This is a genomic window from Numidum massiliense (assembly GCF_001375555.1).
In the GTDB taxonomy this organism is placed as follows: domain Bacteria; phylum Bacillota; class Bacilli; order Thermoactinomycetales; family Novibacillaceae; genus Numidum; species Numidum massiliense.
Window position 1 is genome coordinate 3,409,949 of sequence record NZ_CTDZ01000009.1, and the last position, 25,664, is coordinate 3,435,612.

A 25,664-nucleotide genomic window follows, 5' to 3' on the forward strand; every position below is an offset into this window, starting at 1 on the left:
CTTGTTAACGCATAAGGTTGCGATACAAGGTTAACCCCCAACACTTACTGACGAAACGAGCGAGCTAGGACAGCGAAGAGTCAAGTCGTTTTGTTGCATACAGGGAGGAGAAGACGTGCGGAAACTAAAAGTTACTGTCGCTTGTAGCGCGGTGCTAGCGCTGTTAGTGTCACTCGTCGCGGGAGCGGTACCGGCTATGGCTGCTGTAGTGAACAATATCGCGGTGACGAACAATATCGCGGTGACGGACGACATCGCAGCGGCACACAACACTCCCGCCGCTGATGTAAACAGGGTGCGAAGTGATCACCCAGTGCGCGTCAGTGTGCGCATCGAGGGAGCGCGCGAGACGCTCGTGCCGGAAACAGACCTCGACGTGCGTGCGTTAGACTTGCAAAAATATGTGGCAAAAGGTACAGCGGCAGGAAGCAAACAAGGCGCTGACGTCAGTAACGACGCCCGTAACGACGCCGGTAAACGGGGCAGCGCGCGCACTGACCGCTCGCCAAACGTCGCCGACGCTGTCGTCAGCGCTTTGCAGCAGCGGGGGATGGATATCAAAGACTCGCAAGTGTTCGCCCTTGCGGAAGGCGGTAAACGCATCGCGCGGTTAGCCGGCCTCGCCGACGGCGGACACAAGAAAGAGGGTTGCTGGATGTACGCCCTACACCGCGACCGCGCCTCAAGGTCAAAAGGAACGGTTAAAGTGGGGGCGGAACCTATGCTGCTGCAACAATTAGACCGCGAGCTCCAAGACGGCGATTCAATAGTCGTCTTTTTCGCCAGCGATCCGGCCAAGACGGCGTATGCGTGGTTCGCGCCCGCCGACGTTGTGGCGAAAGTCGGAGAGGACGTGCAGCTGCAATTAAAGAAGGTGCCGTTAGCCTCGCTCGCCTCTAACGCAAGTAAAGGCAATCGTACCGGTTCGTCTACGAAAGATAGCCAATCGACAACGCCGAGTAAGACAAACGGTAAAGGGTCACAGCCGCTCGCCGCAGCGACTGTGCGCGTCGACGATGCAGGAGTCGCACATAAAGGCGCGCCGCAGAGGCAAAATGGTCCAAACAAGCCAAGCAAGGCACGTAAACTGCACACGGACAAAGCCGGAAACGTGACGCTGAACGTTCGCGCCCCGAAAACGTACCGCCTGTCAGTGACTGACAACCCCACCGACGGCAGCGAACGCATCATTAACGCATACGCGCGAGTAACTGCCGACGGTGCAGAGGAGATGTCCCAAGCCTTATTTGTAGTAGACGGGCTAAAGGAAGGAATGATTGTGAACGAACGACAGTTGCAGTTTAAGGTGACGCCGAGTGACGGGCATCCGCTCGATGAGTTCATCGTCACTCACAACGGCAAACATGTGCAGAAACGAGCAGACGATTCATATAATTATGAGGTCACGTTGGTGGAAGGTGGGAACACGATCCACATTGCCGCAAAAGGCGAAGCTGACGAGGAAGAAAGTCAAACGTATAAAGTCACCTATGAACCCCGAAAAAACGACGCGCGCCGTCTGCAACAGGCGATTGACGCTGCGAGTGCGTACGTGCTTAAGAACGGGGTGACGAGTGTACATACCGCCGTCGCCCTAGCCCGCGCAAGCAAGGCACTGCCAGACGATTACGCGCAGACGTTTAAAGAAAAACTGACGGCCGAAACGGCGACCGTCACCGACATGGCCGAATGGACACTGGCGGCACAAGCACTCGGGAAAGATCCCCGCCGCGTCGAAGGGCACGACCTCGTCGCTAAGCTGTACAACAGCCCGGCGGAAGCGATGGGAGCGCAAGGGGGGCGTGGACCGATTATGGCTCTTATCGCCCTCGACAGCGGTCAATTTACCGTGCCGGCAAACGCATCGTGGACGAAAGAGAAACTCGTGCGGCACATCGTCGAACAGCAGCGCGAAGAAGGGTATTGGACAGAGTCGCCAAACGACCGTTTCGTCAATTACGACTTGACGGCGAAGGCACTCGTCGCCCTCGCCCCTTATAAAGGGCAAGCCGACGTACAGACGGCACTAGATAAAGCTGTCGACTTTTTGAAGGCGGCGCAAGACGCACACGGTGGCTTCGCCGAACCTGCGGCGGATACACACAATCGCTCCGTGCGGACGAGCGATGCGACGGCGCACGTCATCGTAGGTCTTGCGGCGCTCGGCATTGACGCCGCGGGGGAGCAGTTTAAGAAAAACGGAACCGATTTGCTGGCCCATTTGTTCAGTTTTCAAAACGAGGACGGCAGCTTTAAACCGGTCGCCGACGGGGCGGTAGAGCGACAAGCGACAGCGCACGCCCTGCAAGCACTCGTGGCGTACGATCTTTTTTCCAAAAATAAGGGGTCGCTTTACGCCTTCCCCGCCAAAAAAGATAACCGTCAACCCGTACTGACCGTTCGCGGGCTGACGGACAAGGCGACTGTGTCGGCGGCTAAGCTGACCTTTACGGCAACAGCTGTCGATGCACGGGGGGCGGATCTCACACCTGAGGTGCGCCTAAACGGCAAAGTCGTCGCGGCGAAACGAGCGGGCGAGTACGAGGTGACGCTTTCCCGCGGGAAAAACGACATCGCGGTGAAAGCGACCGATGCGGGTGGGCAAACGGTACAGCAAACGTATGAAGTAACGTATACGCCGGTGCAAAACGATACACAAGCCGGTCCGGGGAAAACGAACAACGATAAAAATAAAGGTAAACCACTGCCTAATACGGCGACAAACGTGTTTCGCTTTATGGCGCTAGGACTAGGTCTTTTTGTAGCTGGATGCGGGTTGTTCTTCTGGCAGCAGCGCCGGGTGGCCATCGTCAAGCAGTTAGCGAGGAGACGGTATTTGTAGCGATCGAGTCACACGGCTGGCTTACGCGCAAAACAATCGCGAGGACAAAGGGGGTGTGGTGGTGAAGAAGTTGTCCATCGTTCTGATGGCCGCTGGCGTGCTGCTAATCGGTTACAGCGTGTACCAACTGTGGAAAATGGATACGCTGCAAGAAGAGGCGCTGCAAGACGCGGAGACGGTAGTTGCGACAAAGGGCGAGAAAAAGGGTTCTGCTGAATATTTTGCACCGAAAACAGGTGACGCAGTCGGTATTCTTCGCCTCCCCCGCTTGCAGGAATCGCTGCCGATTGTCGAGGGCGTCACGGACGAACAGTTGGCGCGGGGAGTCGGCCATTATGCGGGGACGGCGTTTCCGACTGAAGGGAATCAAATCGTGCTATCCGGACACCGCGATACAGTATTTACGCGCCTCGGCGAATTGAAAATTAACGATGAATTGGAAGTGGAAGTGCCGTACGGGACATTTACGTACGTCATCGAGCGGACGGAAATTGTTCCGGCAGACGATCGTACCGTCATTCGTCCGACAGCGCCTGAGGAAGTGTTGACGGTGACGACGTGTTACCCGTTCGGTTACATTGGCGATGCACCTGACCGCTATATCATTCACGCCAAACGGAAACAGGATTAGCAGCGGTACATTGCAGTACATTTATTTCAACGGTTACAAAAACGCGTGAAAAAATTGTACGGGCGGCGGAGCGCGAGCCGCCCTTTCGCGTGAGCGCAATTATCGACAACTGCTGCAGCAACTGGCAGCTGCCAGTTGCCTCGGACAATCGGTAGTCGCCATTAAAGGAGTAAAGCTACTACCGCGACTTTCATCTTCGGAATAGATTTGCTAACATCGGGGTAATAGAAACTGCACAGCAGGAGGACATCATGGTAGATTGCGTAACAGTAGAAGATCTCGTGAGACGGTTTGACTTACAAGTGTTGTGCGGCAGTGTCGGTTTAGATCACAAGTTGTGTATAAGCGATTTGTCGCGGCCAGGTTTGGAAATGGCGGGTTATTTTACATATTATCCCGCGGAGCGCATTCAACTGTTGGGGCGTACAGAATTGACGTTTTTTCAAAGTTTGAGCGCGGAAACGCGCACAGACCGCATGCAGAAACTGTGTCGTCCAGAAACGCCGTGCATCTGTATTACGCGCAACTACGAAGCACCGCCCGAATTGCTTGAAGCAGCAGAGGCGATTGATTTGCCGGTGCTGCGCACGGATATGCCGACGACAAAGTTCGCAAGTAAGTTGACGAATTATTTGGAAGTGGTGTTGGCACCGCGGGAGACGTTGCACGGTGTGCTCGTCGACGTGTACGGCATCGGCATTTTACTCGTTGGATCGAGCGGGATCGGCAAGAGTGAAACGGCGTTGGAGCTCGTGAAGCGCGGCCACCGCCTCGTCGCCGACGATGCCGTCGAAATTCGCCAAGCGACGGAAAACCGCCTCGTCGGCGCTGCCCCGGAGCTCATTCGTCACTTGTTAGAAATACGCGGCCTCGGCATCATTAATGTGATGACGTTGTTCGGGGCTGGCGCTGTACGTAACCATAAGGCGATTTCCCTCGTTATGCGGCTAGAAGTGTGGCAAGAAAACCGCATGTACGAACGGCTCGGGTTAGACGAAGAGCGGATGAAAATTATCGACACCGAGTTGCCTCTGCTCACGGTGCCAGTCAGGCCCGGAAGAAACTTGGCGGTCATCATCGAAGTGGCGGCAATGAACTACCGCTTAAAAAGGCTCGGCGACAATGCGGCGGTAGATTTTGCTCAGCGCCTCAAAAGTGCCATCGAAGCCGATGACGAAGTGGAATGAACAAGTCGGCAGAACAAGTCGACTAAACAAGCTGAATAAAAAGGCGTGTTGGAATGACTAGTGAGATAAGATACAATAAACGTCGAAGTCAATGCACAAGGAGGGGAACCGACACGTGTCACTTTTTTTAGCATCTACCTTAAACCCCGTCGCTTTTAAGCTCGGGCCCTTGTCCGTGCACTGGTACGGCATTATTCTCGGTTCGGCGACCTTAATCGGATTGTGGGTCGCCATTCGCGAAGGGCGCAGACTCGGCGTACATAGTGACGTTTTTCTCGACATGTTACTGTGGGTATTGCCAGCGGCGATCGTCGGCGCAAGGCTTTATTTTGTCGCTTTTCAATGGGAGTATTACTCGCAGCACCCGGGTGAGATCATTGCCATCTGGAACGGTGGCATTGCGATTTACGGGGCACTGATCGGTGCCGTCATCGCCGGTTATTTTTACACGCGCAAAATTGATATGCCCTTTTTGAAATTGGCGGACATCGTCGCTCCGAGTATTTTGCTCGGGCAGGCGATCGGTCGCTGGGGGAATTTCGTTAACCAAGAGGCGCACGGCGGAGAAGTGACGCGCGCTTTTTTGGAAGGGTTGCATTTGCCCGATTGGATCATTCGCCAAATGTACATCGAAGGGGCGTATTACCATCCGACGTTCCTGTATGAATCGGTGTGGAACTTTGCCGGCGTTTTGGTGCTGCTCGTCTTGCGGCGGTTAAACTTGCGCCGCGGGGGGATGTTTTTCAGCTATATTGCTTGGTACGCGCTGGGGCGGTTTTTTATCGAAGGGTTGCGCACGGACAGTTTAGCCTTTGACGGACCAGGTTGGTTAGAGGCGTTCGTCGACGCCATCTGGTCGCCGATGAGTCTGTTCTTCGAACCGGGTGCGATGGCTTACGGCAATATTCGCACCTCGCAATTGCTTAGCTTATTACTGTTTATTGCTGCGGCGGCGGTCATCGTTTTCTGGCAAGTAACAGGAAAAGAGAAACAAAGGTATACGGACTGAGGTGAAGCGGGGTTGGCGATGAAGGTGATTAAGCGAATTAGTTGGCGGGACGGCGTGCGTTCCGGTTTAAGGACGGCGTGGTCGCTCGGCAAAGTACTGTTTCCGGTCACGTTCGCCGTCGCGCTGTTGCAACATACGAAAGTGATCGAATGGGTAGTCGCCGCTTTTACGCCGTTTATGCAGTGGATCGGGTTGCCTGGCGAGGCGGCGATTCCGCTTGCGCTCGGCAATTTGCTCAATTTGTACGCGGCGATCGGCGCTGCGTTAACGATGGATTTTACAGTGAAGGAAGTATTCATTCTCGCCGTCATGCTCAGCTTTTCCCACAATTTGCTCGTCGAAGGTGTCGTGTGCCGCAAAGTCGGCATCAGCCTGTTCGCGATTACAGCCGCGCGGTTGACGATGGCGTTCAGTACGGCGGCGCTCATTAACGTCGTGTGGCACGGGGGCGCTGAGCGGGCGTTCACGCTTGCCCGGAGCGGAAACGAGACGGAAGCGATTAACGGCTTTTTTCCCGTTGTCGGCGATGCGTTTCAAACGGCTATGTACGGGACGCTGCAGTTTGCACTCATCGTCTTCGCCGTTATGATCGGCATCCAACTGTTAAAAGACTTGCGCGTCCTCGCCTTCATCTCACAAAAAATGGAGGCGACGATGGGCTTTCTCGGCATCCCGGGTCGCGGCGCGGTGACGATGGCGGCTGGCTTGCTCTTCGGCATCGCCTTCGGCGCCGGCGTCATTATCGAACAGGCGCGGGAGCAAGCGTTCTCCAAACGCGACTTGTACATTATGTTGCTATTTTTGAGCGGGTGTCACGCAGTTATCGAAGATACGCTATTGTTTGTGCCCCTCGGTGTTCCCGTGTGGGCACTGCTATTGCTGCGCCTCGTCGTCGCTGTCGTTTTGACGATCGCGGTAGCGCGCATTTGGCGGGGGCCGGGCATGCAGCGGGCAGCAGTGCCGAGCGACATACGCAGCTAGGTTGTCACCTACATTAGCGGCAACTTCATCTAGGCGTGGTGGCTTACACATATGACATATAAGACTGTCACGGCGGGGAGGTTACTATAAGATGCGTCGCACAGATCGGTATCCCGTCCACGGAAGCAACTCACTTTGGCAAGTGTACCGCACGGTCTCGTTTTGGAAAGTAGTCAAAAACTTCATCGTCATCCAACTGGCGCGGTACTGCCCGAGTTTACGCATAAAAAACGCACTGTACCGGCATTTGTTACGGATGCGCGTCGGCGAGCAGACGGCCGTCGCGCTCATGGTGATGATGGACGTGTTTTTCCCAGAAAAAATTAGTATCGGCAACAATGTGATTATCGGCTACAACACGACCATTTTGACCCATGAGTATTTGTTGGAAGAGTACCGACTCGGGGAAGTAACGATTGGCTCAAACGCGATGATCGGCGCGAACTGCACGATTTTGCCCGGCGTAAGGATTGGCGAAGGGGCGATTGTCGGTGCCGGCTCAGTAGTGACGAAAGACGTGCCGCCGCATACGTTTGTCGCTGGTAATCCGGCGCAATTCGTCAAAGGCCTCGACAAGGACAGAGGAAGCTAACGTCAGGGTACCATGTGTGTCATTTCTTGCTTTTGGAAACGCCATCATCGGGTCCGTATAGCTATCCCTTGCAAAACTATAGCAAAAGGTGTGTTGACGCTACGTTGACGGCATGGTATAATTTCCGGCAATAAACAAAATCCTTTAGTTTGCTACCATACTAAAGCGATGAGGGAGAGAGCGCGATGACTAAGCCACTCGGATTTGAAAAGCCGGTGGGCGTTCGCGATTATTTGCCGGAATCAGTGTACAAACTGCGCGTGATCGAGCAACGGCTGAGCTCCTTATTCAACAGCTGGGGTTATGAGGAAACGATGACGCCGACATTAGAATATTACGACACAGTAGGAGTCGCCAGCGCGATCGCTGACCACCGGTTGTTTAAACTGCTCGATACACACGGTCGGACGTTAGTCCTCAGACCGGATATGACGACACCGATTGCGCGTGTCGTCGCTTCGGTTATGCAGCGCGAGGTGTTGCCGCTTCGCTTGTCATACCACGCAAATATTTTTCGCGCGCAAGAAAACGAGGCGGGGCGCAGCGCTGAATTTTTTGAGAAGGGCGTGGAGCTGATCGGTGACGCTTCAGTGGACGGGGATGCGGAAATGTTGGCGCTAGCTGTCGCCAGTTTGCAAGTGAGTCGGGTCAGCTCTTTTAAAATAACAGTCGGTCACGAAGCGTTCTTGACTGCTTTTTTACGGGAGCGAATTGCTGAGTCGCGCGTGCGGGATGCGTTAAAGCGCGAGCTGCACGACCGCGACTACGTCGGCTATCGACAGCGCGTCGCCACTTTACCTGTTGAGGAAGAAACAAAACGTGAATTAAACGCGCTCCTTTTACAGCGCGGCGGCGAAGATGTGCTCCGTGCGCAGTTACCGCATTGTCGTTCGCGCGAGGAAACGAGTGCCTTGAACCATTTGCTCGCGTTAGCGCAGGCGCTAGAGGCATACGGGGTGACGTCGTTTATCACTTTCGATCTCGGACTATTAGGGAAAATGAATTATTATACCGGTATTTGTTTTGAAGGGTACGCCGAACAGCACGGTTTTCCGCTCCTTAGCGGTGGGCGCTACGACGCGTTACTGCAAAAGTTCGGGCGGCCTGCGGCGGCGGTCGGTTTTTCGCTCAAGCTGGATCGTTTGGCCGAGTTGAGTCCCGTGCTGACTTCAATGCCGCGTCGCTGCTTAATCGTATACGCACCCGAGGCGCGTATGACCGCCTTAGCGGCGGCGGCTGCACGGCGTGAAAAAGAGTGGCAGGTCACCGTACAAGTGTCGACGGCGTTATCGCCTACCGCCCTTAAGCAGCTGCGGTCGCGGTATGACGAAGTCGTCGTCGTAAAGGGGGAGGCCGATGAATGAGCTGGATGCACGGGCAGGCCAGTTGAGGCAGGCTGCGGAGGCAGAACAATTGCTCACTGTGGCGATGCCGAAAGGGCGTATTTTTTCCGAAGCCACGGCGTTGTTACGGCGGGCGGGTATGCCGCTGCCAGCGGATTTGAGTGACGATTCACGTAAACTGATCGTACCCGTTCCCACAGCTAACGTTTCGCTAATATTGGCTAAACCTACGGACATTCCGACGTATGTCGAATACGGGGCGGCCGACATCGGTATCGTCGGCAAAGACGTGTTATTAGAAGAAGCGCGGGACGTGTATGAACTGTTGGACTTAGGCATCGGCCGCTGCCACCTCGCCGTCGCCACCTTGCCACAGCAAGAGTCGCGCCCATTCGCGCGCGTAGCGACGAAATACCCGCTGACCGCGACGCGTTACTTTCGCGCTAAGGGACAGCAAGTCGAGGTCGTCAAGCTGAACGGGTCGGTCGAACTCGCACCGATGATCGGATTGGCGGAGCGCATCGTCGACATCGTGTCGACAGGGCGTACGCTGCGCGAGAACGGGTTAGTCGAAACGGAGACCGTATGCACCGTGACGTCTAGGCTCATTGCCAACCGCGTCAGCTACGGCATGAAGTATGAGGTGATCGATGCGCTCTGTCGGCAATTGAGCCGTGTTGTACAGTTGGCCGAAGATAGCGTGTTAGGAGAAGGTAGCGTGTTAGGAGATGTTCGGGAGGGGAATGTGCGATGATTAGACGAGTAGCGCCAGCGGCTTTATCGATTGAACGGCAAGTAGAAATAGGGACTGCCGCACAGCGACAAACGGTAGACGACATCGTGCAAGCCGTGCGCGAGTGCGGGGACGACGCGGTGCGGCAGTGGACTGCTGCGCTCGACGGCGTGGAGTTGGCCGAATACCGCGTCGCAGAGGAGGAAATAGCTCGTGCCCTACAGGCGACAGACGCGGCGTTGCTGCGAGCGTTACAGAAGGCCGCGGAGCGGATTAGGCGGTTTCACGAGCGGCAACGGCGCACGTCGTGGATCGAGCCGGAAGCGGACGGGACGGTGCTCGGGCAGCTTGTACGTCCGTTGGAAACAGTCGGTGTGTACGTACCGGGCGGACGTGCCGCTTATCCTTCTTCGGTGTTAATGAGTGTCATCCCGGCGCGAGTTGCAGGTGTTCAGCGCATCGTCATGGTGACGCCACCGCACAAAGACGGGAGTGTCCACGCAGCGATTCTTGCGGCGGCACACGTGGCAGGTGTCAGTGAAATATATAAGGTCGGGGGGGCGCAGGCGGTGGCGGCGCTCGCCTTCGGTACGGCGACGATTCCGCGCGTCGACAAAATAGTCGGGCCGGGTAACATATACGTCACACTGGCCAAGCGCGCCGTGTTCGGTACAGTCGCCATCGACATGATCGCCGGTCCGAGCGAGATTGTCGTGTTTGCCGATGAAACGGCGGATCCGGTTGCGGCCGCTGCCGACATGCTATCTCAAGCGGAACACGACCCGCTCGCCTCCGCCGTGTTGGTGACGACGTCAGCCGCGCTCGCGGATGCGGTAGAGGCGGAGCTTTCGCGGCAGTGCCGAGAGCTCGCACGGGCCGACATCGCTGCTGCGGCTCTGCGCGATTACGGGGCGATTTGTGTCGCGGCGAACGAGGCAGAAGCAATTGCGGTCGTGAACAGGCTGGCACCGGAACATTTGGAACTGCTCGTGCGCGACCCGTGGGCAGTGCTCGGGCGCGTACACCACGCTGGCGCCATTTTTCTCGGACACAATAGTCCGGAGCCAGTGGGCGATTATTGGGCCGGACCGAACCACATTTTGCCGACGAACGGTACGGCCCGCTTTTCTTCTCCACTCGGCGTGGACGACTTCTTGAAGCATTCGAGCGTCATCGCCTACAGCGCGACGGCACTTGCCCGCGACGCGGCACAAATCGTCACATTGGCCGAAAGCGAAGGGCTCGGGGCGCACGCTGCAGCCGTGCGGGTGCGCGTCAAAGGCTGCGAGGCGGGGGCACACAAGGACCGCGCGGCTGGAATGCATGTGAACCGTACGGAAGAAATGCATGGAACCGTAAGGAAGATGTACACGTGAACCGTACGGAAGAGATGCATGTGAACCGTACGGAAGATGTACACGCGAATAAAGAGGGGGGATTGCCGTGAGGAGCGAAGGAATAGTGAAAACGAAGAAGCAGCCGCCAGCGCCAGTGCAGCAACCGCCAACGCCGCGAACAGCGGAAGTTAAGCGGACGACGAAAGAGACGGATATCGCGCTTGCGCTCTGTTTAGACGGCAGCGGCGAGACGCAGTTAAATACGGGAGTGCCATTTTTATCACACATGCTCGATCTATTTGCTAAACACGGCCAATTTGACCTCAGCGTTACGGCTAAAGGAGATACGGAAGTTGACGATCACCATACGACGGAAGATATTGCGCTCTGTCTCGGGCAGGCGATTCGGCGCGCTTTAGGGGACAAGCGCGGCATTTGTCGCTACGGGCACGTTTTTGTACCGATGGACGAGGCGCTCGGACAAGTTGTCGTCGATTTAAGCAACCGCCCACACCTCGAGTTCCGCGCTTCCTTACCGAGTCAGCGTGTCGGTACGTTTGATACAGAACTGGTACACGAATTTTTTTGGAAATTAGCGTTAGAGGCACGCTGTAATTTACACGTCATCGCGCATTACGGTTCCAATACACACCATATGATCGAGTCGCTGTTCAAGGCACTTGGCCGCGCCTTGGACCAAGCGGTACAAATCGATCCTCGCGTGCAAGGGGTGCCGTCTTCGAAAGGGGTACTGTAAGTGATTACGGTCGTCGATTACGGGGCTTACCATGCACAAGCGGTGGCGCAAGCACTCAAGCGGTTGACTAGCGATGAAACAGTAACAGTGAGCACCGACCCGGAAGTCATCTTGCAGAGTGACGGCGTCATCGTACCGGGCGGGGGCGTTTGCGCTGTGGCGATGCGCGGTATTCAACGCAACGGGCTACGCGACGTATTGTGGCAAACGTCACTTCGCGGAGTGCCGCTGCTCGGCATCGGACTCGGCATGCACGTATTGTTTTCCGAAAGTGAGGAACACGGGCTGCACCGCGGTCTCAATTTACTTCCCGGTTGTGTGGAGAAATTACCCGTTCCCCACGTCGGTTGGAACGCTCTAGCCATCGCTCAAGCGCACCCGCTGCTCGCCGGACTGGCAGGACAAATTGTGTACTTTTCCCACACCTACGGCGCGACTGTTGCCAATTACGATGAAACGCTAGCAATCGCGGACGACGGCGGGGGTATAGTCGCAGCGGTTGGTAGACATCCCGTTTACGGCGTGCAGTTTCATCCGGAAAAAAGCGGTGCCGCTGGAAAAAGGCTATTAGAAAACTTCGTCTCAATGTGCCGAAAGGAGCGGAAATGATGTTTACGATTTATCCGGCGATCGATTTGCGCGGCGGTCAGTGCGTGCGGCTCGTGCAGGGCGATTACGACCAGGAGACAGTGTACGGGCGCGATCCCGTCGCAGTTGCTAAGCGATGGGCACGCGAAGGGGCACAGTGGTTACACCTTGTCGATTTAGATGCAGCGCGTACGGGAAAAGCCGTCAACTTGCCGCAAATAGCGGCGATTGTCGACGCCGTCGACATTCCGGTACAAGTCGGTGGCGGCATTCGCGACCGCGCGCGCATCGAGCAGTTGTTCGCGCTCGGGGTGCAGCGGCTCATCGTCGGGTCGGCTGCCATTGACGACGTCGATCTCGTTAGCTGGGCACTGGAAGCTTACGGCTCGCGCATTGCGATCGGCATCGATGCGAAAGAAGGTTACGTGGCGACGCACGGCTGGTTACAGACGAGTGACGTTCATGCGGAAAAGTTAGCACAGCAGTTGCGGCAACGTGGTGCTAGGACGTTTATTTTTACCGACATCGCCCGCGACGGGATGCTCAGCGGGCCGAATATCACTGCCATTCGCCAGTTTGCTGCCGCGTCTGGCGGCGAAGTGATTGCTTCCGGCGGTGTAGCGACCCCCGCCCACTTGGCGGAACTAAAGGAGCTGGCGGAGAAAGGAGTTGTTGGTGCCATCGTCGGTCGCGCGCTTTACACTGGGGATGTCGTGTTGTCAGAGGCACAGGAGATGTTAGCTAAGGAATAGAGACGGCGATAGAAAGGACGGTTGACGATGGTTGCGAAGCGCATTATCGCATGTTTGGATGTGAAAGGCGGCAGAGTCGTTAAAGGGGTGTCGTTCACTCGGCTCCGCGACGCGGGCGACCCCGTCGAACTGGCGCGCGCGTACGACAGGGAAGGGGCTGACGAACTCGTTTTTTTAGACATTTCAGCGACGAATGAAGAACGCGAGACGACTGTTGAAGTTGTCCGCGACATCGCGGCCAATATCAGCATCCCGTTTACGGTCGGCGGGGGCATTCGCTCCGTCGCCCAGATGGAGCAATTGCTTCGCGCCGGCGCCGACAAAGTATCGCTCAGCACGGCAGCAGTGGAACAGCCACAGTTAATCGCTGAGGGCGCACGCAAGTTTGGCGGTCAGCGCATCGTCGTCGCCATCGACGCCCGATACGATCGGCAAAAAAAAGATTGGTTCGTGTATACGAGGGGCGGCCAGCAGCGAACGGCGCTGCCGGCGCGTGCATGGGCCGAACGAGCGGCCGAGCTAGGCGCTGGCGAGCTGCTTCTCACGAGTATGAACCGCGACGGACATAAAAACGGGTACGACGTGCCGCTGACGAGAGAAGTTGCGACTCACGTCGCGGTGCCGGTGATCGCTTCCGGCGGTGCAGGCAGTGCTGCTCACTTCGTCGACGTCTTAACCGACGGTAAAGCAGCGGCTGCACTCGCCGCATCCATTTTCCACTTCCGCGAAGTGACGATCTCCGAAGTGAAGGCACGACTTAAGGAGAAAGGGGTGGCCGTACGATGCTAACTGCGGCACGACTACCGGCACGCCTACGCTTTGACAGCAACGGTTTAGTTCCGGCGATTATCCAGGACGCCGCGACGAAAGAAGTGCTGACTCTCGCATATATGAATGAAACGGCGCTTACCCACACGGTAGAAACGGGCGAGGTATGGTTGTGGAGCCGCTCGCGACAGCAACTGTGGCACAAAGGGGAGACGTCGGGAAACACCCAGCGCGTCGTAGCGATCAGCTTTGACTGCGACGACGACGCATTGCTCGTGCAAGTTGTCCCGCGGGGGCCTGCGTGTCATACGGGGACGGTTTCTTGTTTCCGCGAAGCGGCGTATAGGGACAGCGAGGAACGAACAGATGCACCTACTGGAGCGACTAACGAGGAGCAACCGATATCGACAAAGGCAGCGAGTGACGACTTACTCCGCGTTCTGCGCGAATTAGAGGTAGTTGTCGCGGCGCGGGAGAAGGAACGGCCACAAGGGGCGTACACGACGTATTTATTCACTGAAGGACTGGACAAAATATTGAAGAAGGTCGGGGAAGAGGCGAGTGAAGTCATTATCGCGGCCAAAAACCGCTCGGCGAGCGAATTGCGCGCTGAAGCGGCGGACCTTCTCTACCACTTACTCGTTTTGCTACGCGAACAGCGACTCCCGCTAGCGAGTGTGCTTGAAGAATTACAAAGCCGGCAGCTACAGAGCGAGTAAAAGTAGCGTCGTCCGTGCTATAATATAACGAGATGAGAAAAGCGGATCGGTTGCTAAACCCATCCGCTCTTTCCATTAAAAAAACAGCGCAGAAAAAGGGGACGAATGGTGAAGGATACTAAGTTGTTTGCTGGCTCGTCAAATGCTCCGCTCGCGCGCGCCGTCGCCGAGCGACTGCAGGTCGATTTAGGAAAAGTACAACTGAGCCGTTTTAAAAGCGGGGAAATTTACGTGCACTACGAAGAGAGCATACGCAACAAAGACGTTTATTTGTTGCAGTCGTTTTCGCCGCCGATCAACGAACACTTCGTCGAATTAATGATTATGGCCGACGCGGCAAAGCGCGCTTCGGCACGCTCTGTAAACGCGATCATTCCGTACTACGGCTACGCGCGCCAAGAAAAAAAAGATGCTCCGCGCGAGCCGATTTCGGCAAAACTCGTCGCAGACGTGTTGGCGACTGCAGGCATTGAGCGCGTCGTGACGCTCGACTTACACGCGCCAGCAATTCAAGGCTTTTTTAACATTGCGGTCGACCATTTGACAGCGCTTGACATTATTACGAAGCGGCTACAGGAGATGCACATCGAAAAGCCGGTGATCGTCTCGCCCGACGCCGGGCGGGCAAAAACGGCGGAAAAGCTCGCGACGTACCTCGATGCGCCGTTTGCGATCATGATCAAGAGGCGTCCGGCACACAACGAAGCGAAGGTGACGCACATTGTCGGAGAGGTCGCCGGACGGACGCCGGTCATTATCGAAGATATGATCGATACGGGCGGCACGATCGTCAACGTCGTCGAAGGATTACGCGAAAAAGGGGCGTTAGACGCCATCGTCTGTGCGACGCACCCCGTCTTTTCCGACGGAGCGATTGCGCGGCTCGATCATCCGTACATTCGCAAACTGATTGTGACGGATACCCTTCCGCTACCGGAATTACTGCCAGACCGCTATGAAGTCCTCACAGTAGCGCCGCTCATCGCGCAAGGTGTAGAGATCATTCAGCACGGCGGTTCGATTAGCACGTTATTTCGCTCCGGCTCAGGTAGTTAATAGGCTTCTTGCCGTTCCGTCTACGCGTCGTTTTGTCTACGTTTCGCTCAGTTAACGGATCGCGAGCAATCTCGTTAAGTTGAGGCAGTGAACGGATTACGGGCGATTCTGCTCAGACCGTGGGTGGTGCCGCTTAAGGAGAGACCGTTAGCATTCTGTTCCAGTTCTTGTAGTTAGCCGACGGCAAATATGATATACTTTGGCCATACTATTTTTGGCGGTTGAAGAGTGGACAGACGTTGCAGCTAAGTGGCGTTAACGCTCCGACGTCCGCCTGACTGGAGGGAACCTTTCGTTGAATAAAAGAACAGGTGTCTCCCATCACTTTAAAAATGTCATTCGCCTGCCGATGGATGCAAACTTCTTTTTTGAACGGGCGGTTCATTCCTTAGAGCGGCACCATTACGATAAAGCGTTAAAATATTTCCGTTTAGCAGTGGAAAAAGAGCCTGCAAACCCAGTCAATTATTGCAACTTAGCCGGTGTTTTATCGGAAATGGGGCGTTTTGAAGAATCGAATGAGGTGTTGCGGCACGTGACGCAACACGTCGATCCGGATCTAGTCGAATGTTATTTTTACATGGCGAACAATGCCGCTAACATGGAAAGTTTCGAGGAAGCGGAGAAGTATATTTTGCGTTACCTGCAAGCTGACCCGGACGGGGAATTCGCCCAGGAATCGAGCGAGATGTTAGATATGATCGCATTGGAAATGGGACGAACCCCGCTTTCGCCCGAAGACGTCCCGTACGTCGAATGGATGGAAGCGCACGAACGGGCTCGTACATTGCTAGAAAACGGTCAGTTTACGAAAGCGCGTGAGCAGTTGCAAAAGCTCGTGGCAGATTATCCCGACTGTGTGCCGGGGCGGAACAATTTAGCATTGGCCTATTATTACAGCGGCGATTGTAAACGGGCGATCCAAGAGGCCGAAGAGCTGCTGTCCGACGCTCCCGGCAATTTACACGCGCTGTGCAATTTGGCCGTGTTTTACTATGATGCGGGCGCTACCGAGCGGCTGACGCCAATCGTGAACGGGCTGAAAAAGTGTATTCCTCTCGAGCGGGAGGCGCTGATCAAGCAAGCGACGACGATGGGAATCGTGCACGAACACGAAGCGGCTTACGACATGTTTCACCGCTTGCTGAAGTACGATTGGGAGGCAGAGCCAGCCTTGTTGCACAATGCGGCTGCGGCAGCGTTCAACACCGGACGGTTTCACATCGCCGAACGCTATTGGAAACAAGTCGAACGGGTCGACAGCACGGCAGGGATCGCTGCCTTCTATTTAAGCCAACTACCGCATTGGCGCGCGTTGGACAGTGCGCAGCGCCCGCGCATTAGTTATCACTACTATTTGCCCTTTGAGGAACAGTTTCGCGCGCTCGAGAACGACACGTCCCTCGAACCGGAGCAATTTTGTCGCGATCCGCTCATTCGCGCGTCGTTTTTTTGGGCCTTGCGCCACGGTGATTACAGTACGAAACTGAAAGTCATTCAGGCGCTCGGGTGGATCGGCGACGAAGACGTCGAAAACGTGCTGCGCGAGTTTTTGCTCGACAAAAAAGAAGACGACACGTTGAAGCGGATTGCCCTCTTCGTCTTGCGGCAAATGCATGCGGAAGGCGACGTCGCCGTCTGGCTTAACGGCAAACAGCTCACTGTGAACCCGAGCGAGGTGTACGCACAGTTACCGGTGTGGCGCCGTTCTTGGCAAGCGGTCATCGACAGCGCGCTGCGCGGGATGGAACTCGATTACGATGTCATCCAGCAACACGATGTGGAGGCGTTGTGGCTCGAGTACTTGCACAAAGTTTACCCGGACGTTCCGACGATCCGCAAAGCGGAAGGTTGGGCGGCAGCGCTCGAATATTTGGTCGCCCGCATGTACGGGCACGCGATTACACAAGGAGAAATTGCCGCGAAGTACGCCGTTTCCCCGGCGACAGTCGGACGCCACGCCCGGGACATCGAAGCCGTCTGCGGCGTTTTTCACCGCATGGCGTACCGAGTCGCCTTTCCGTTTCACGACAACGGGAAGTAAAACGTAAGCAAACGCCACCTTTTCATGTAAATATTGGATGTTAAGCATAGGTGTCCCCTGTGCTTTTTTCCTTTTTTGCGATAAGATTGAACCACGGGAAACTAAATCGTTGGGTGGTAACGACAAAGTGGAGAGAGAAGTTAACCTACTTATTATTACAGGCATGTCTGGCGCAGGTAAAACAGTTGCCGTGCAAAGCTTAGAAGACTTAGGTTTCTTTTGTGTCGATAACTTGCCGTCCCAGTTAATACCGAAGTTTGCAGAACTGATCGAGCAGTCGGACGGCAGAATCGGCAGGGTGGCGCTCGTCATCGACTTGCGCAGCCGCGAGTTTTTTCACTCGCTCATCGCGTCGATTGACTCGCTCGCGGCGCACCCACACATTCACTATCAAATCTTGTTTTTAGACGCGGACGACGGCGCGCTCGTGCGCCGCTATAAAGAGACGCGCCGGCGCCATCCGCTGTCGCAGCAGAGCTCTCTCTTAGACGGGATCCAAGAAGAACGAACGATGTTAGAGGAAATTAAAGGACGGGCCCACCAAATTATCGATACATCGCACTTGCGCCCGGCGCAACTAAAAGAAAAAATTACGGCGTTCTTTACCGGCGAAGAACAAAACCGACTCTCGATCACCTTTATGTCTTTCGGGTTTAAATACGGTGTGCCGATCGACGCGGACCTCGTGTTCGACGTGCGCTTTTTGCCAAACCCGCATTATGTCGATTCGCTTAGGCCGCTTACCGGTAAAGAACGCGATGTGTATGAATATGTATTAAAGTGGGCAGAAACGAAGCAGTTTTTGCAGCGGTTGACCGACTTACTCACCTTCCTGTTTCCGCACTACCAACGGGAAGGAAAGACGCAGCTCGTCGTGGCGATCGGTTGTACAGGCGGCAAACACCGTTCGGTAGCACTCGCTGAATATTTACACAGTCAGTACGAGGAACAGTTGCACGCGTCGGTCCATCACCGCGATTGGAAGAAAGATCACTAGTAAAAGAGGTGGCACGATGCCAAACACCTTTAATACATCGCCGAAAGTAGTCGCGATTGGCGGGGGAACGGGGCTGTCGGTTATGCTGCGCGGTCTGAAGCAGTACGATCTCGACCTAACCGCCATCGTGACTGTCGCTGACGACGGCGGCAGTTCCGGTCGCCTGCGCTCAGAACTGAAGATGCCGCCACCTGGCGACATTCGCAATGTGCTTACCGCTCTAGGCGGCGCAGAACCCCTTCTACAGCAGTTGTTGCAGTACCGTTTTAAAAACGGGAATGGACTTGCGGGGCACAGTTTAGGCAACCTTATCCTGGCGGCGATGAAAGACATTACGGGCGATTTCGTGACGGCCATTCAAGAAATGAGCCGCGTGCTCGCCGTGCGCGGGCAAGTGCTGCCGGCGTCGGAAGAAGACGTTGTGCTCAAGGCTGAGATGGCGGACGGCACCGTCGTGAGTGGCGAATCGAATATCCCGCGCTACGGCGGGCGCATTAAACGCGTGTTTTTGGAACCGCCTGAGCCAAAACCACTGCAGGCGGCGATTACAGCGATTGGTGAGGCAGACGCGATCGTCATCGGACCGGGAAGTTTATACACGAGCATTCTTCCTAACTTATTGGTGAACGATATGGCTACAGCGATTCGCGCGGCGGATGCGCTAAAACTGTACGTGTGCAACATTATGACGCAACCGGGAGAAACCGACGACTTTCAGGTGAGTGATCACGTGCGCGCCCTTCAGGAGCACGTCGGTGCTAGTTTGTTCGACTACGTCCTCGCCAACGACAACGAACCGCCGCCCGATGTCGTCGCTCGATACCGGGAAAAGGGCGCGACCGTCGTCCATTTAGACGAAGACGAGGTCAAACAGATGGGGTACGGGGTCATCGTCGATCACTTTTGGCAGTATGAAACGTATTTGCGTCACCATACGGGTCGTTTAAGTGCGCGCATTGTCGATCTCATTCGCGCATCGTCGCCTTCCCACGCAGTCGAAGGAAAGATGAATCAAACGTGTACCGAACGCCCGGGGGATGCTAGAGGGTGTACAGTAGAGGGGTGAACGAGCATGTCTTTTGCCTCGGATACGAAAAAAGAGCTGACGCAAATCGATGCGTCTCCGTGTTGCCAGCGTGCCGAGTTGTCGGCGATCGTGCGTATGAATGGCACGTTACAACTGCACGGCGGGCGGATAACGTTAGAAGTGCGCACGGAGAACGCTGCGATTGCGCGACGCATTTATACACTGTTAAAAAACTTGTTTAGCGTCCAAGCTGAACTGTTGGTACAACGCAAAATGCGCCTGAAAAAAAATAACGTGTACCTCGTACGCCTCCCGGGGCGCGGGATGGAGTTGTTAAAAAGCTTGCTGATCGTCGGTGACGAGGGCGAGTACATTCACGGCATCGACGAGGAGCTCGTCGGTGAGACACACTGCGCAGGGGCTTATCTCAGAGGCGCCTTTTTGGCCGGCGGCTCGGTAAACAATCCGGAAAGTGCTTCCTACCATTTGGAACTGGCGTCACTGTACGAAGAACACAGTCAAGCGCTTTGTAACTTGTGTAATTCGTTTCAACTAAACGCGAAGTTGATCGAACGCAAAAACGGCCACGTCGTCTACATTAAAGAAGGCGAAAAAATAACGGAGTTTTTTAGTCTTGTCGGCGCGCACCGCGCCTTACTTACGTTTGAGGACGTGCGCATCGTGAAAGACATGCGCAATTCCGTAAATCGCATTGTCAATTGTGAAACGGCGAATTTAAACAAAACGATTAGCGCAGCGATGCGTCAAGTGGAAAATATTCGCCTCATAGAGGAGTCGATCGGTCTCGACCAGTTACCACCGCGCCTTAAGCAGGTGGCAGAGGTCCGTTTAAGACATCCGGATATGAGCCTGAAAGAACTTGGTGAGCGCCTACCAGGCGAAAAAGTGAGTAAATCGGGTGTCAACCACCGATTACGAAAGTTGGAACAGATTGCTGACAACTTGCGAAAAAAGAGTAATCCGGGGTAAAATCGTGTTATAATAGGACAAGTGACATTTGTAGGGGGATGAACGCAATGGCAGAAACTGCAGAAAAAAACGTTGTCGTTAAATTAAAGACGGGATTACACGCTCGGCCTGCCGCGCTTTTCGTGCAAGAAGCGAATAAATTTGCCGCTGAAATCTTTGTTCACAAAGGTGACAAAAAAGTAAACGCGAAAAGCATTATGGGCATTATGAGCCTGGCGATTAGTACGGATACGGAAATTAAGGTTTCCGCGACCGGATCCGACGCCGCGGAAGCAGTCGAAACGTTAGCTGCAATGGTTGAAAAAGACGAATAAACGTGAAACACATGGAAAAAGGCATCGCCCCTCAATAGGATCGATGCCTTTGCCTTTTGCCTTTTGTCGTTTATTTGTTGTCTGTTTATTTGTTGTCCGGTTTTTGGCGAATAATGTCGTCGACTAAACCGTACGCTTTCGTTTCTTCCGCGCTCATAAAGTAATCGCGATCGGTGTCCCGTTCAATTTTTTCCAGAGGTTGGCCGGTGCGCTCCGCCAGAATCGCATTGAGGCGTTCGCGGGCGCGCAAAATGCGTTTCGCGCGGATCTCGATGTCAGACGCCTGCCCTTCGGCACCGCCGAGGGGTTGGTGGATCATCACTTCGCTATTGGGGAGCACGAAGCGTTTCCCTTTCTCCCCCGCAGCGAGCAAGAAAGCGCCCATGGAAGCGGCCAATCCGACGCAAATCGTCGAGACGTCCGCTTTAATGAGTTGCATCGTGTCGTAAATAGCCATCCCTGCCGTAATCGACCCGCCAGGGCTGTTAATGTACAGCGAAATGTCTTTATCCGCGTTTTCTGCGTCTAAAAAGAGCAACTGCGCGATGACTGTGTTGGCGACGTTGTCGTCAATCGCACTGCCGAGAAAAATGATGCGATCTTTGAGCAAACGCGAATATATATCGTAGGCGCGTTCGCCGCGGTTCGTTTGCTCGATCACTGTTGGAACTAACGTCATATGTGGAACCCCCTCAATAGTTTGTCATCTTTCCTGTTCTTATTGTAACCTTTTGTAACCCTTTGGTCAAGAAAGGTCAAACGCGTCTTAAGGCTGTAAATTTGCGATGGACGCGCTTCAGACGATGTCTTATGTAACGAAGTGGAGCTATTTTCTATTGTATACCACATTGTCGATTTCGATAAACGCGTTTGCGGCTGGGCGCGGCCTAGAAGCCGCCGACCGGTCACATACGCGAAGCGACTGACTGCCAATGACGGGACAGCGTACGAAGCGCTTCAAATGAGAAAAGCCAACCGCGGAGAACGCAGTTGGCTAATTACTGTTGGCGCGCCTACCAGGATTCGAACCTGGGCACCTGGTTCCGGAGACCAGTGCTCTATCCCCTGAGCTATAGGCGCATAAACGAACAAACATTATTATATACAAAATCCGAGTAAAAAGCAAGATGGTATTGCAGGCCGTTTTTGCTTATCATAAAGGTAGGTGATTGCGATGCAAACTGGCTTACATTTAGTGCAAGAGCAAAGACAACAATTGGTGATGACGCCAGAATTGCGCCAGGCGCTCTCTGTACTGCAGTATTCCGCCACCGAGTTAAACGCTTACTTGCAAGAGCAAGTGCTGGAAAATCCGGTACTCGATATAGCGGAGCAACCGGTGAAGAAAGGAGCGGGCGAAGGCGACGTATATGCGACGTCTTGGCACGGCGTTACCCGGTCGTCGCGCCGCAGTGAAGGCGAACTAGACAAGTGGTGGGAAAACGTCAGTGGCGAGCAGACGCTTCCCGAGCATATGGAGGAGCAGCTGCGCTTTAGTGAATTGGACGCCGCCGAACGGAAAATCGCGCGGTTTATAATTGGCCTTCTCGATGAACGAGGGTATATAAACATTTCTGTCCAGGATATATGTAAACGTTTTGATATTGAGGGAGTAGACGCGGAACGCGTGATCCACACGTTGCAGCAGTTTGAACCGGCAGGTATTTTTGCCCGCAATTTACAGGAATGCCTCTTACTGCAAATTGCTCGACAAAACGATCCTCATCCGCTACTCGCGGAAGTCGTCAAGCACCATTTGCAGCAGCTAGCAGATGGTAAGTGGCAACAAGTGGCGCGCGCACTTGACTGTGAATCGAGCGAGTTGCAACAAGTCGTCGAGGCGCTGCGGCGGCTAGATCCGAATCCAGGGTTGCAGTTGATCCACAAACCCGGCAACTACGTCATTCCTGATGTCGTGATCGAAGAGGTGAACGGAACGTACGTCATCACGGTGAACGATTATTACGGTGAGCGGCTACGCATTCATCCGGAATACGAACCGCTCAGACATACGTCCGCGCAGCACTCGAAACAAGTGGCCGATTACTTACACGACCGGTTTCAAGCAGCTGACTGGCTGTTCCGAAGTTTGGAATCGCGGCGGCAGACATTGTTAAACATTACGCGCGTTATTCTCGAGTACCAACAACAATTTTTTAAACAAGGGATCGCCTTTTTGCGCCCGATGACACTCCTCGACGTAGCGGAGCGGCTCGAGGTGCACGAATCGACCGTCAGTCGCGCGATCCGCAATAAATACATGCAAACGCCGCGCGGGCTCGTCCTATATAAAACGTTATTTTCTAGTGGCCTAAAGACAGTCGGTGGCGGTGAGACGTCGCGCGAAGGGGTCAAACAACAAATTAAAGAGATGGTACAAACGGAAAACAAACAGCGCCCCTTTTCCGACGAACAATTGGCGCGCGCTCTAAAAAGTAAAGGTGTAAAAATATCACGACGCACGGTGGCGAAATACCGAGAAGAGCTAATGATTCCTTCCTCGACGAAGCGTCGCCGCCTTGGCTAAAACGCTTTACTTAATTAAAATATATACTATTCGTGGACGTTACGTGTCTATTTTGCAAAACAGCTTGCATAAGTTGCGTCAAGTTAGCTAAAATAATGGTGTGACGTATTCGTCCACTTTTTTTACGTCCCGTGGGACATTATACGATACGCGGGACTATATCCGACCCGAGGGGAGAAAAGCATGGAGCAACTGTTGGCAATGCAAAAGCAGCTCCTGCCCGATTTACTCGATGTGATGCACACGCGGTATAACGTGCTCCATCACATCCGCCTGATGCAACCGATCGGGAGAAGGAATTTGGCTGCTGCGATGCCGATGACCGAACGCGTTCTCCGCCGCGAAGTCGATTTTCTCAAAAGCCAACAGTTAATCCAAACGGCGAGTATCGGGATGCGCTTGACGTCGGAAGGCGAGGAGCTTCTCGAAGGGATGGAGCCGTTGATCAAACGGTTGTTCGGCTTAGGGGAGATTGAGGAGGAAGTAGCCGCCGCATACGGTTTGACCGACGTCGTCATCGTTCCCGGCGACTCCGACGAATCGCCTGTTGTGAAGAAGGCGTTAGGCCGCGCAGGTGCACATATGCTCGCGTCTAAGGCGCGCAAAGGGGACGTCATCGCCGTCAACGGGGGAACGACAGTCGCTACCGTTGCGGAAATGCTGACGGCAACCTCGACGTTAAAAGAAACAGTGTTCGTACCAGCGCGGGGAGGACTAGGGGAAGCGGTCGAGTTGCAGGCGAGTTACCTCGCGTCCTCGATGGCAAAAAAGACGGGTGCTTCTTACAAGTTAATGCACATTCCGGAACAGATGAGCGAAGAGACGTATCATTCGTTAATGAATGAGCCGCACACGCAGGAAGTCCTGCAACTGTTGCACCGCGCCCGCATCGTCGTACACGGCATCGGCGATGCGCTAGCGATGGCTAGAAGGCGTAAAGTATCGCGGCAACGCATTGAAAAACTGTTGGCGGGTCACGCAGTCGGGGAGGCATTCGGGTACTATTTTGATCGATGGGGCAAGTTAGTTTACCGCATGCAGACGACAGGACTGCAACTTGAGGACGTGCGTCAAGCAGACATCGTCATTGCCGTCGCAGGCGGAAAAAGTAAGGCAGCTGCCATCGCTTCAGTCTGTCGTGGGGGCAATGGCGACATTCTCGTCACAGATGAAGCAGCAGCGCGACAAATGATACATCTTTATAAAAGTGAACCACACTTAGGAGGATGAAACATTATGGCAGTAAAAGTAGCAATAAACGGTTTTGGTCGCATCGGGCGTCTCGTCTTTCGCGCCGCACTCAAACGGGACGACATGGAAATCGTCGCAATTAACGATTTGACCGATGCAAAAACGCTAGCACACTTACTTAAATACGACTCCGTCCACGGCATTCTCGACGCCACAGTAGACGCGAAGGACGGGGCGATCGTCGTCGACGGTAAAGAAATTAAAGTACTGTCCGAACGCGATCCGGCACAATTGCCGTGGGGCGACCTCGGCGTCGAATACGTCGTCGAATCGACCGGCCGCTTCCGCAAGCGCGTCGATGCCGCCAAACATATCGAAGCAGGTGCGAAAAAAGTCGTTATCTCTGCACCGGCTGGCGATGCCGACTTGACGATCGTCATGGGCGTCAACGAAGAGCAGTACGATGCTGCGAAACACGACGTTGTCTCTAATGCTTCTTGTACGACGAACTGCTTGGCTCCGTTCGCTAAAGTGTTACAAGAAAACTTCGGGATCAAGCGCGGCTTGATGACGACTGTCCACTCATACACGAACGACCAACAAATTTTGGACCTCCCGCACAAAGACTTGCGGCGGGCGCGTGCAGCGGGCGAATCGATCATTCCGACGACGACCGGTGCCGCCGCAGCTGTCGGCCTCGTCTTGCCAGAACTTAATGGTAAACTGAACGGTTTCGCGATGCGCGTCCCGACCCCGAACGTGTCCGTCGTCGACCTCGTCGCCGAATTGGAAAAGGACACGACGGTCGAAGAGGTAAACGCCGCGCTGAAAGCTGCCGCTGAAGGGGAACTGAAAGGCATTCTCGGCTACTCCGAAGAGCCGCTCGTGTCCAAAGACTACAACGGCAACTCTAACTCCTCAATCATTGACGCGCTGTCGACGATGATCATCGGCGACAACCTCGTCAAAGTCGTCTCCTGGTACGACAACGAATGGGGTTACTCCGAGCGGTGTGTTGACCTCATCGCCCACATGGAAAAATAAGCTTAACTGTCACATACTTTCGCTGCTTAAGGATGCGTTCAAGAGGCGCTGTTACCGGCGTATGGTAGACCTTTAGTCGCTTTTTGAACAACTTAATGACAGCGGGATATAAGAGGGAGGAGATGGGATGTCTCCTCTTTCCTTTGATCACAAGTTAGTACGAGACGTTTTAGTTAGACAACACACAGGCGGGCAATGATCCGAAAAACCGTCCAAAGGATCAACTCTTACATTA

24 protein-coding genes and 1 tRNA gene are annotated in these 25,664 nt (G+C 54.6%); 23 read left to right on the plus strand and 2 right to left on the minus strand.

Annotated elements, in window-relative coordinates; genetic code table 11:
* Positions 1-115 precede the first annotated feature (115 nt).
* From BN1247_RS16000 to BN1247_RS16095, 20 genes are all read left to right on the plus strand, one after another.
* The gene (locus BN1247_RS16000) at positions 116-2,842 is read left to right on the plus strand and encodes a terpene cyclase/mutase family protein (protein WP_054951264.1); all 2,727 of its coding nucleotides are present in this window, start codon (positions 116-118) and stop codon (positions 2,840-2,842) included.
* A 61-nt stretch (positions 2,843-2,903) separates the two neighbouring features.
* Complete coding sequence (locus tag BN1247_RS16005; RefSeq protein ID WP_315969670.1) at positions 2,904-3,473, plus strand: class D sortase; 570 nt, start codon at positions 2,904-2,906, stop codon at positions 3,471-3,473.
* Positions 3,474-3,724: 251 nt separating this feature from the next.
* The gene (gene hprK / locus BN1247_RS16010; RefSeq protein ID WP_054951266.1) at positions 3,725-4,660 is read left to right on the plus strand and encodes an HPr(Ser) kinase/phosphatase; all 936 of its coding nucleotides are present in this window, start codon (positions 3,725-3,727) and stop codon (positions 4,658-4,660) included.
* A gap of 115 nt (positions 4,661-4,775) precedes the next feature.
* On the plus strand, positions 4,776-5,669 hold the full coding sequence (gene lgt, locus BN1247_RS16015; RefSeq protein WP_231633333.1) for a prolipoprotein diacylglyceryl transferase: 894 nt from the start codon (positions 4,776-4,778) through the stop codon (positions 5,667-5,669).
* Positions 5,670-5,687: 18 nt separating this feature from the next.
* Positions 5,688-6,650, plus strand: a complete 963-nt coding sequence (locus BN1247_RS16020) for a nucleoside recognition domain-containing protein (protein WP_054951707.1) — start codon at positions 5,688-5,690, stop codon at positions 6,648-6,650.
* Between the two features lie 91 nt (positions 6,651-6,741).
* On the plus strand, positions 6,742-7,242 hold the full coding sequence (locus BN1247_RS16025) for an acyltransferase (protein ID WP_054951268.1): 501 nt from the start codon (positions 6,742-6,744) through the stop codon (positions 7,240-7,242).
* 185 nt (positions 7,243-7,427) lie between these two features.
* Positions 7,428-8,606: an ATP phosphoribosyltransferase regulatory subunit gene (locus BN1247_RS16030; protein WP_054951269.1), complete on the plus strand. Its 1,179-nt coding sequence runs from the start codon at positions 7,428-7,430 to the stop codon at positions 8,604-8,606.
* Positions 8,599-9,339 (plus strand): ATP phosphoribosyltransferase, encoded by a 741-nt coding sequence (gene hisG / locus BN1247_RS16035; RefSeq protein ID WP_054951270.1) that lies wholly within the window; start codon positions 8,599-8,601, stop codon positions 9,337-9,339. The genes BN1247_RS16030 and hisG overlap by 8 nt, the downstream gene beginning before the upstream one ends.
* A complete protein-coding gene (hisD, locus tag BN1247_RS16040; RefSeq protein ID WP_074011204.1) occupies positions 9,336-10,694 on the plus strand; it encodes a histidinol dehydrogenase in 1,359 nt (452 codons plus the stop codon). The genes hisG and hisD overlap by 4 nt, the downstream gene beginning before the upstream one ends.
* A gap of 115 nt (positions 10,695-10,809) precedes the next feature.
* Positions 10,810-11,412, plus strand: coding sequence for an imidazoleglycerol-phosphate dehydratase HisB (gene hisB / locus BN1247_RS16045; RefSeq protein WP_054951708.1), 603 nt, complete (start codon positions 10,810-10,812; stop codon positions 11,410-11,412).
* Positions 11,413-12,021, plus strand: a complete 609-nt coding sequence (gene hisH, locus BN1247_RS16050; protein WP_054951271.1) for an imidazole glycerol phosphate synthase subunit HisH — start codon at positions 11,413-11,415, stop codon at positions 12,019-12,021.
* Positions 12,021-12,752: a 1-(5-phosphoribosyl)-5-[(5-phosphoribosylamino)methylideneamino]imidazole-4-carboxamide isomerase gene (gene hisA / locus BN1247_RS16055; RefSeq protein ID WP_054951272.1), complete on the plus strand. Its 732-nt coding sequence runs from the start codon at positions 12,021-12,023 to the stop codon at positions 12,750-12,752. The genes hisH and hisA overlap by 1 nt, the downstream gene beginning before the upstream one ends.
* Positions 12,753-12,779: 27 nt before the next feature.
* On the plus strand, positions 12,780-13,541 hold the full coding sequence (hisF, locus tag BN1247_RS16060) for an imidazole glycerol phosphate synthase subunit HisF (RefSeq protein WP_054951273.1): 762 nt from the start codon (positions 12,780-12,782) through the stop codon (positions 13,539-13,541).
* Positions 13,535-14,239 (plus strand): bifunctional phosphoribosyl-AMP cyclohydrolase/phosphoribosyl-ATP diphosphatase HisIE, encoded by a 705-nt coding sequence (gene hisIE / locus BN1247_RS16065; RefSeq protein ID WP_054951274.1) that lies wholly within the window; start codon positions 13,535-13,537, stop codon positions 14,237-14,239. Before hisF ends, hisIE begins: the two co-directional genes overlap by 7 nt.
* 105 nt (positions 14,240-14,344) lie before the next feature.
* Positions 14,345-15,295, plus strand: a complete 951-nt coding sequence (locus tag BN1247_RS16070; RefSeq protein WP_054951275.1) for a ribose-phosphate diphosphokinase — start codon at positions 14,345-14,347, stop codon at positions 15,293-15,295.
* Between the two features lie 295 nt (positions 15,296-15,590).
* Positions 15,591-17,339 carry a HEAT repeat domain-containing protein gene (locus BN1247_RS16075; protein WP_231633335.1) on the plus strand — a complete coding sequence of 583 codons (1,749 nt, stop codon included), beginning with the start codon at positions 15,591-15,593 and terminating at the stop codon, positions 17,337-17,339.
* Positions 17,340-17,466: 127 nt separating this feature from the next.
* On the plus strand, positions 17,467-18,336 hold the full coding sequence (gene rapZ / locus BN1247_RS16080; RefSeq protein WP_261796051.1) for an RNase adapter RapZ: 870 nt from the start codon (positions 17,467-17,469) through the stop codon (positions 18,334-18,336).
* Positions 18,337-18,352: 16 nt separating this feature from the next.
* Complete coding sequence (locus BN1247_RS16085) at positions 18,353-19,402, plus strand: gluconeogenesis factor YvcK family protein (protein WP_074011206.1); 1,050 nt, start codon at positions 18,353-18,355, stop codon at positions 19,400-19,402.
* Between the two features lie 6 nt (positions 19,403-19,408).
* Positions 19,409-20,353 (plus strand): DNA-binding protein WhiA, encoded by a 945-nt coding sequence (gene whiA / locus BN1247_RS16090; protein WP_054951276.1) that lies wholly within the window; start codon positions 19,409-19,411, stop codon positions 20,351-20,353.
* Between the two features lie 47 nt (positions 20,354-20,400).
* Entirely contained in the window at positions 20,401-20,667 is a 267-nt protein-coding gene (locus tag BN1247_RS16095; RefSeq protein WP_054951277.1) for an HPr family phosphocarrier protein, read from the plus strand.
* An 85-nt stretch (positions 20,668-20,752) separates the two neighbouring features.
* Here BN1247_RS16095 and clpP read toward each other — a convergent pair whose 3' ends face one another.
* Together clpP and BN1247_RS16105 are read right to left on the minus strand one after the other, a co-directional pair.
* Complete coding sequence (clpP, locus tag BN1247_RS16100; RefSeq protein WP_054951278.1) at positions 20,753-21,346, minus strand: ATP-dependent Clp endopeptidase proteolytic subunit ClpP; 594 nt, start codon at positions 21,344-21,346, stop codon at positions 20,753-20,755.
* Between the two features lie 326 nt (positions 21,347-21,672).
* Positions 21,673-21,747, minus strand: a tRNA-Arg gene (locus tag BN1247_RS16105).
* Positions 21,748-21,841: 94 nt separating this feature from the next.
* Between BN1247_RS16105 and rpoN the strand changes: the two genes are divergently transcribed.
* From rpoN to gap, 3 genes are all read left to right on the plus strand, one after another.
* Positions 21,842-23,194 (plus strand): RNA polymerase factor sigma-54, encoded by a 1,353-nt coding sequence (rpoN, locus tag BN1247_RS16110; RefSeq protein ID WP_054951279.1) that lies wholly within the window; start codon positions 21,842-21,844, stop codon positions 23,192-23,194.
* 183 nt (positions 23,195-23,377) lie between these two features.
* Positions 23,378-24,424, plus strand: a complete 1,047-nt coding sequence (locus BN1247_RS16115) for a sugar-binding transcriptional regulator (RefSeq protein WP_054951280.1) — start codon at positions 23,378-23,380, stop codon at positions 24,422-24,424.
* Positions 24,425-24,430: 6 nt separating this feature from the next.
* A complete protein-coding gene (gene gap, locus BN1247_RS16120; RefSeq protein WP_054951281.1) occupies positions 24,431-25,429 on the plus strand; it encodes a type I glyceraldehyde-3-phosphate dehydrogenase in 999 nt (332 codons plus the stop codon).
* Positions 25,430-25,664: the final 235 nt, after the last annotated feature.

Bases quoted from the DNA above. Each gene is read 5' to 3' on its own strand.
- BN1247_RS16025 (WP_054951268.1), top strand. From the start codon at position 6,742: ATGCGTCGCACAGATCGGTATCCCGTCCACGGAAGCAACTCACTTTGG.
- hisF (WP_054951273.1), top strand. From the start codon at position 12,780: ATGGTTGCGAAGCGCATTATCGCATGTTTGGATGTGAAAGGCGGCAGA.
- hisD (WP_074011204.1), top strand. From the start codon at position 9,336: ATGATTAGACGAGTAGCGCCAGCGGCTTTATCGATTGAACGGCAAGTA.
- hprK (WP_054951266.1), top strand. From the start codon at position 3,725: ATGGTAGATTGCGTAACAGTAGAAGATCTCGTGAGACGGTTTGACTTA.
- BN1247_RS16085 (WP_074011206.1), top strand. From the start codon at position 18,353: ATGCCAAACACCTTTAATACATCGCCGAAAGTAGTCGCGATTGGCGGG.
- clpP (WP_054951278.1), bottom strand. From the start codon at position 21,346: ATGACGTTAGTTCCAACAGTGATCGAGCAAACGAACCGCGGCGAACGC.
- gap (WP_054951281.1), top strand. From the start codon at position 24,431: ATGGCAGTAAAAGTAGCAATAAACGGTTTTGGTCGCATCGGGCGTCTC.
- BN1247_RS16070 (WP_054951275.1), top strand. From the start codon at position 14,345: ATGGTGAAGGATACTAAGTTGTTTGCTGGCTCGTCAAATGCTCCGCTC.
- BN1247_RS16030 (WP_054951269.1), top strand. From the start codon at position 7,428: ATGACTAAGCCACTCGGATTTGAAAAGCCGGTGGGCGTTCGCGATTAT.
- rpoN (WP_054951279.1), top strand. From the start codon at position 21,842: ATGCAAACTGGCTTACATTTAGTGCAAGAGCAAAGACAACAATTGGTG.
- whiA (WP_054951276.1), top strand. From the start codon at position 19,409: ATGTCTTTTGCCTCGGATACGAAAAAAGAGCTGACGCAAATCGATGCG.
- BN1247_RS16095 (WP_054951277.1), top strand. From the start codon at position 20,401: ATGGCAGAAACTGCAGAAAAAAACGTTGTCGTTAAATTAAAGACGGGA.
- hisIE (WP_054951274.1), top strand. From the start codon at position 13,535: ATGCTAACTGCGGCACGACTACCGGCACGCCTACGCTTTGACAGCAAC.
- hisG (WP_054951270.1), top strand. From the start codon at position 8,599: ATGAATGAGCTGGATGCACGGGCAGGCCAGTTGAGGCAGGCTGCGGAG.
- BN1247_RS16115 (WP_054951280.1), top strand. From the start codon at position 23,378: ATGGAGCAACTGTTGGCAATGCAAAAGCAGCTCCTGCCCGATTTACTC.
- BN1247_RS16020 (WP_054951707.1), top strand. From the start codon at position 5,688: ATGAAGGTGATTAAGCGAATTAGTTGGCGGGACGGCGTGCGTTCCGGT.
- hisA (WP_054951272.1), top strand. From the start codon at position 12,021: ATGTTTACGATTTATCCGGCGATCGATTTGCGCGGCGGTCAGTGCGTG.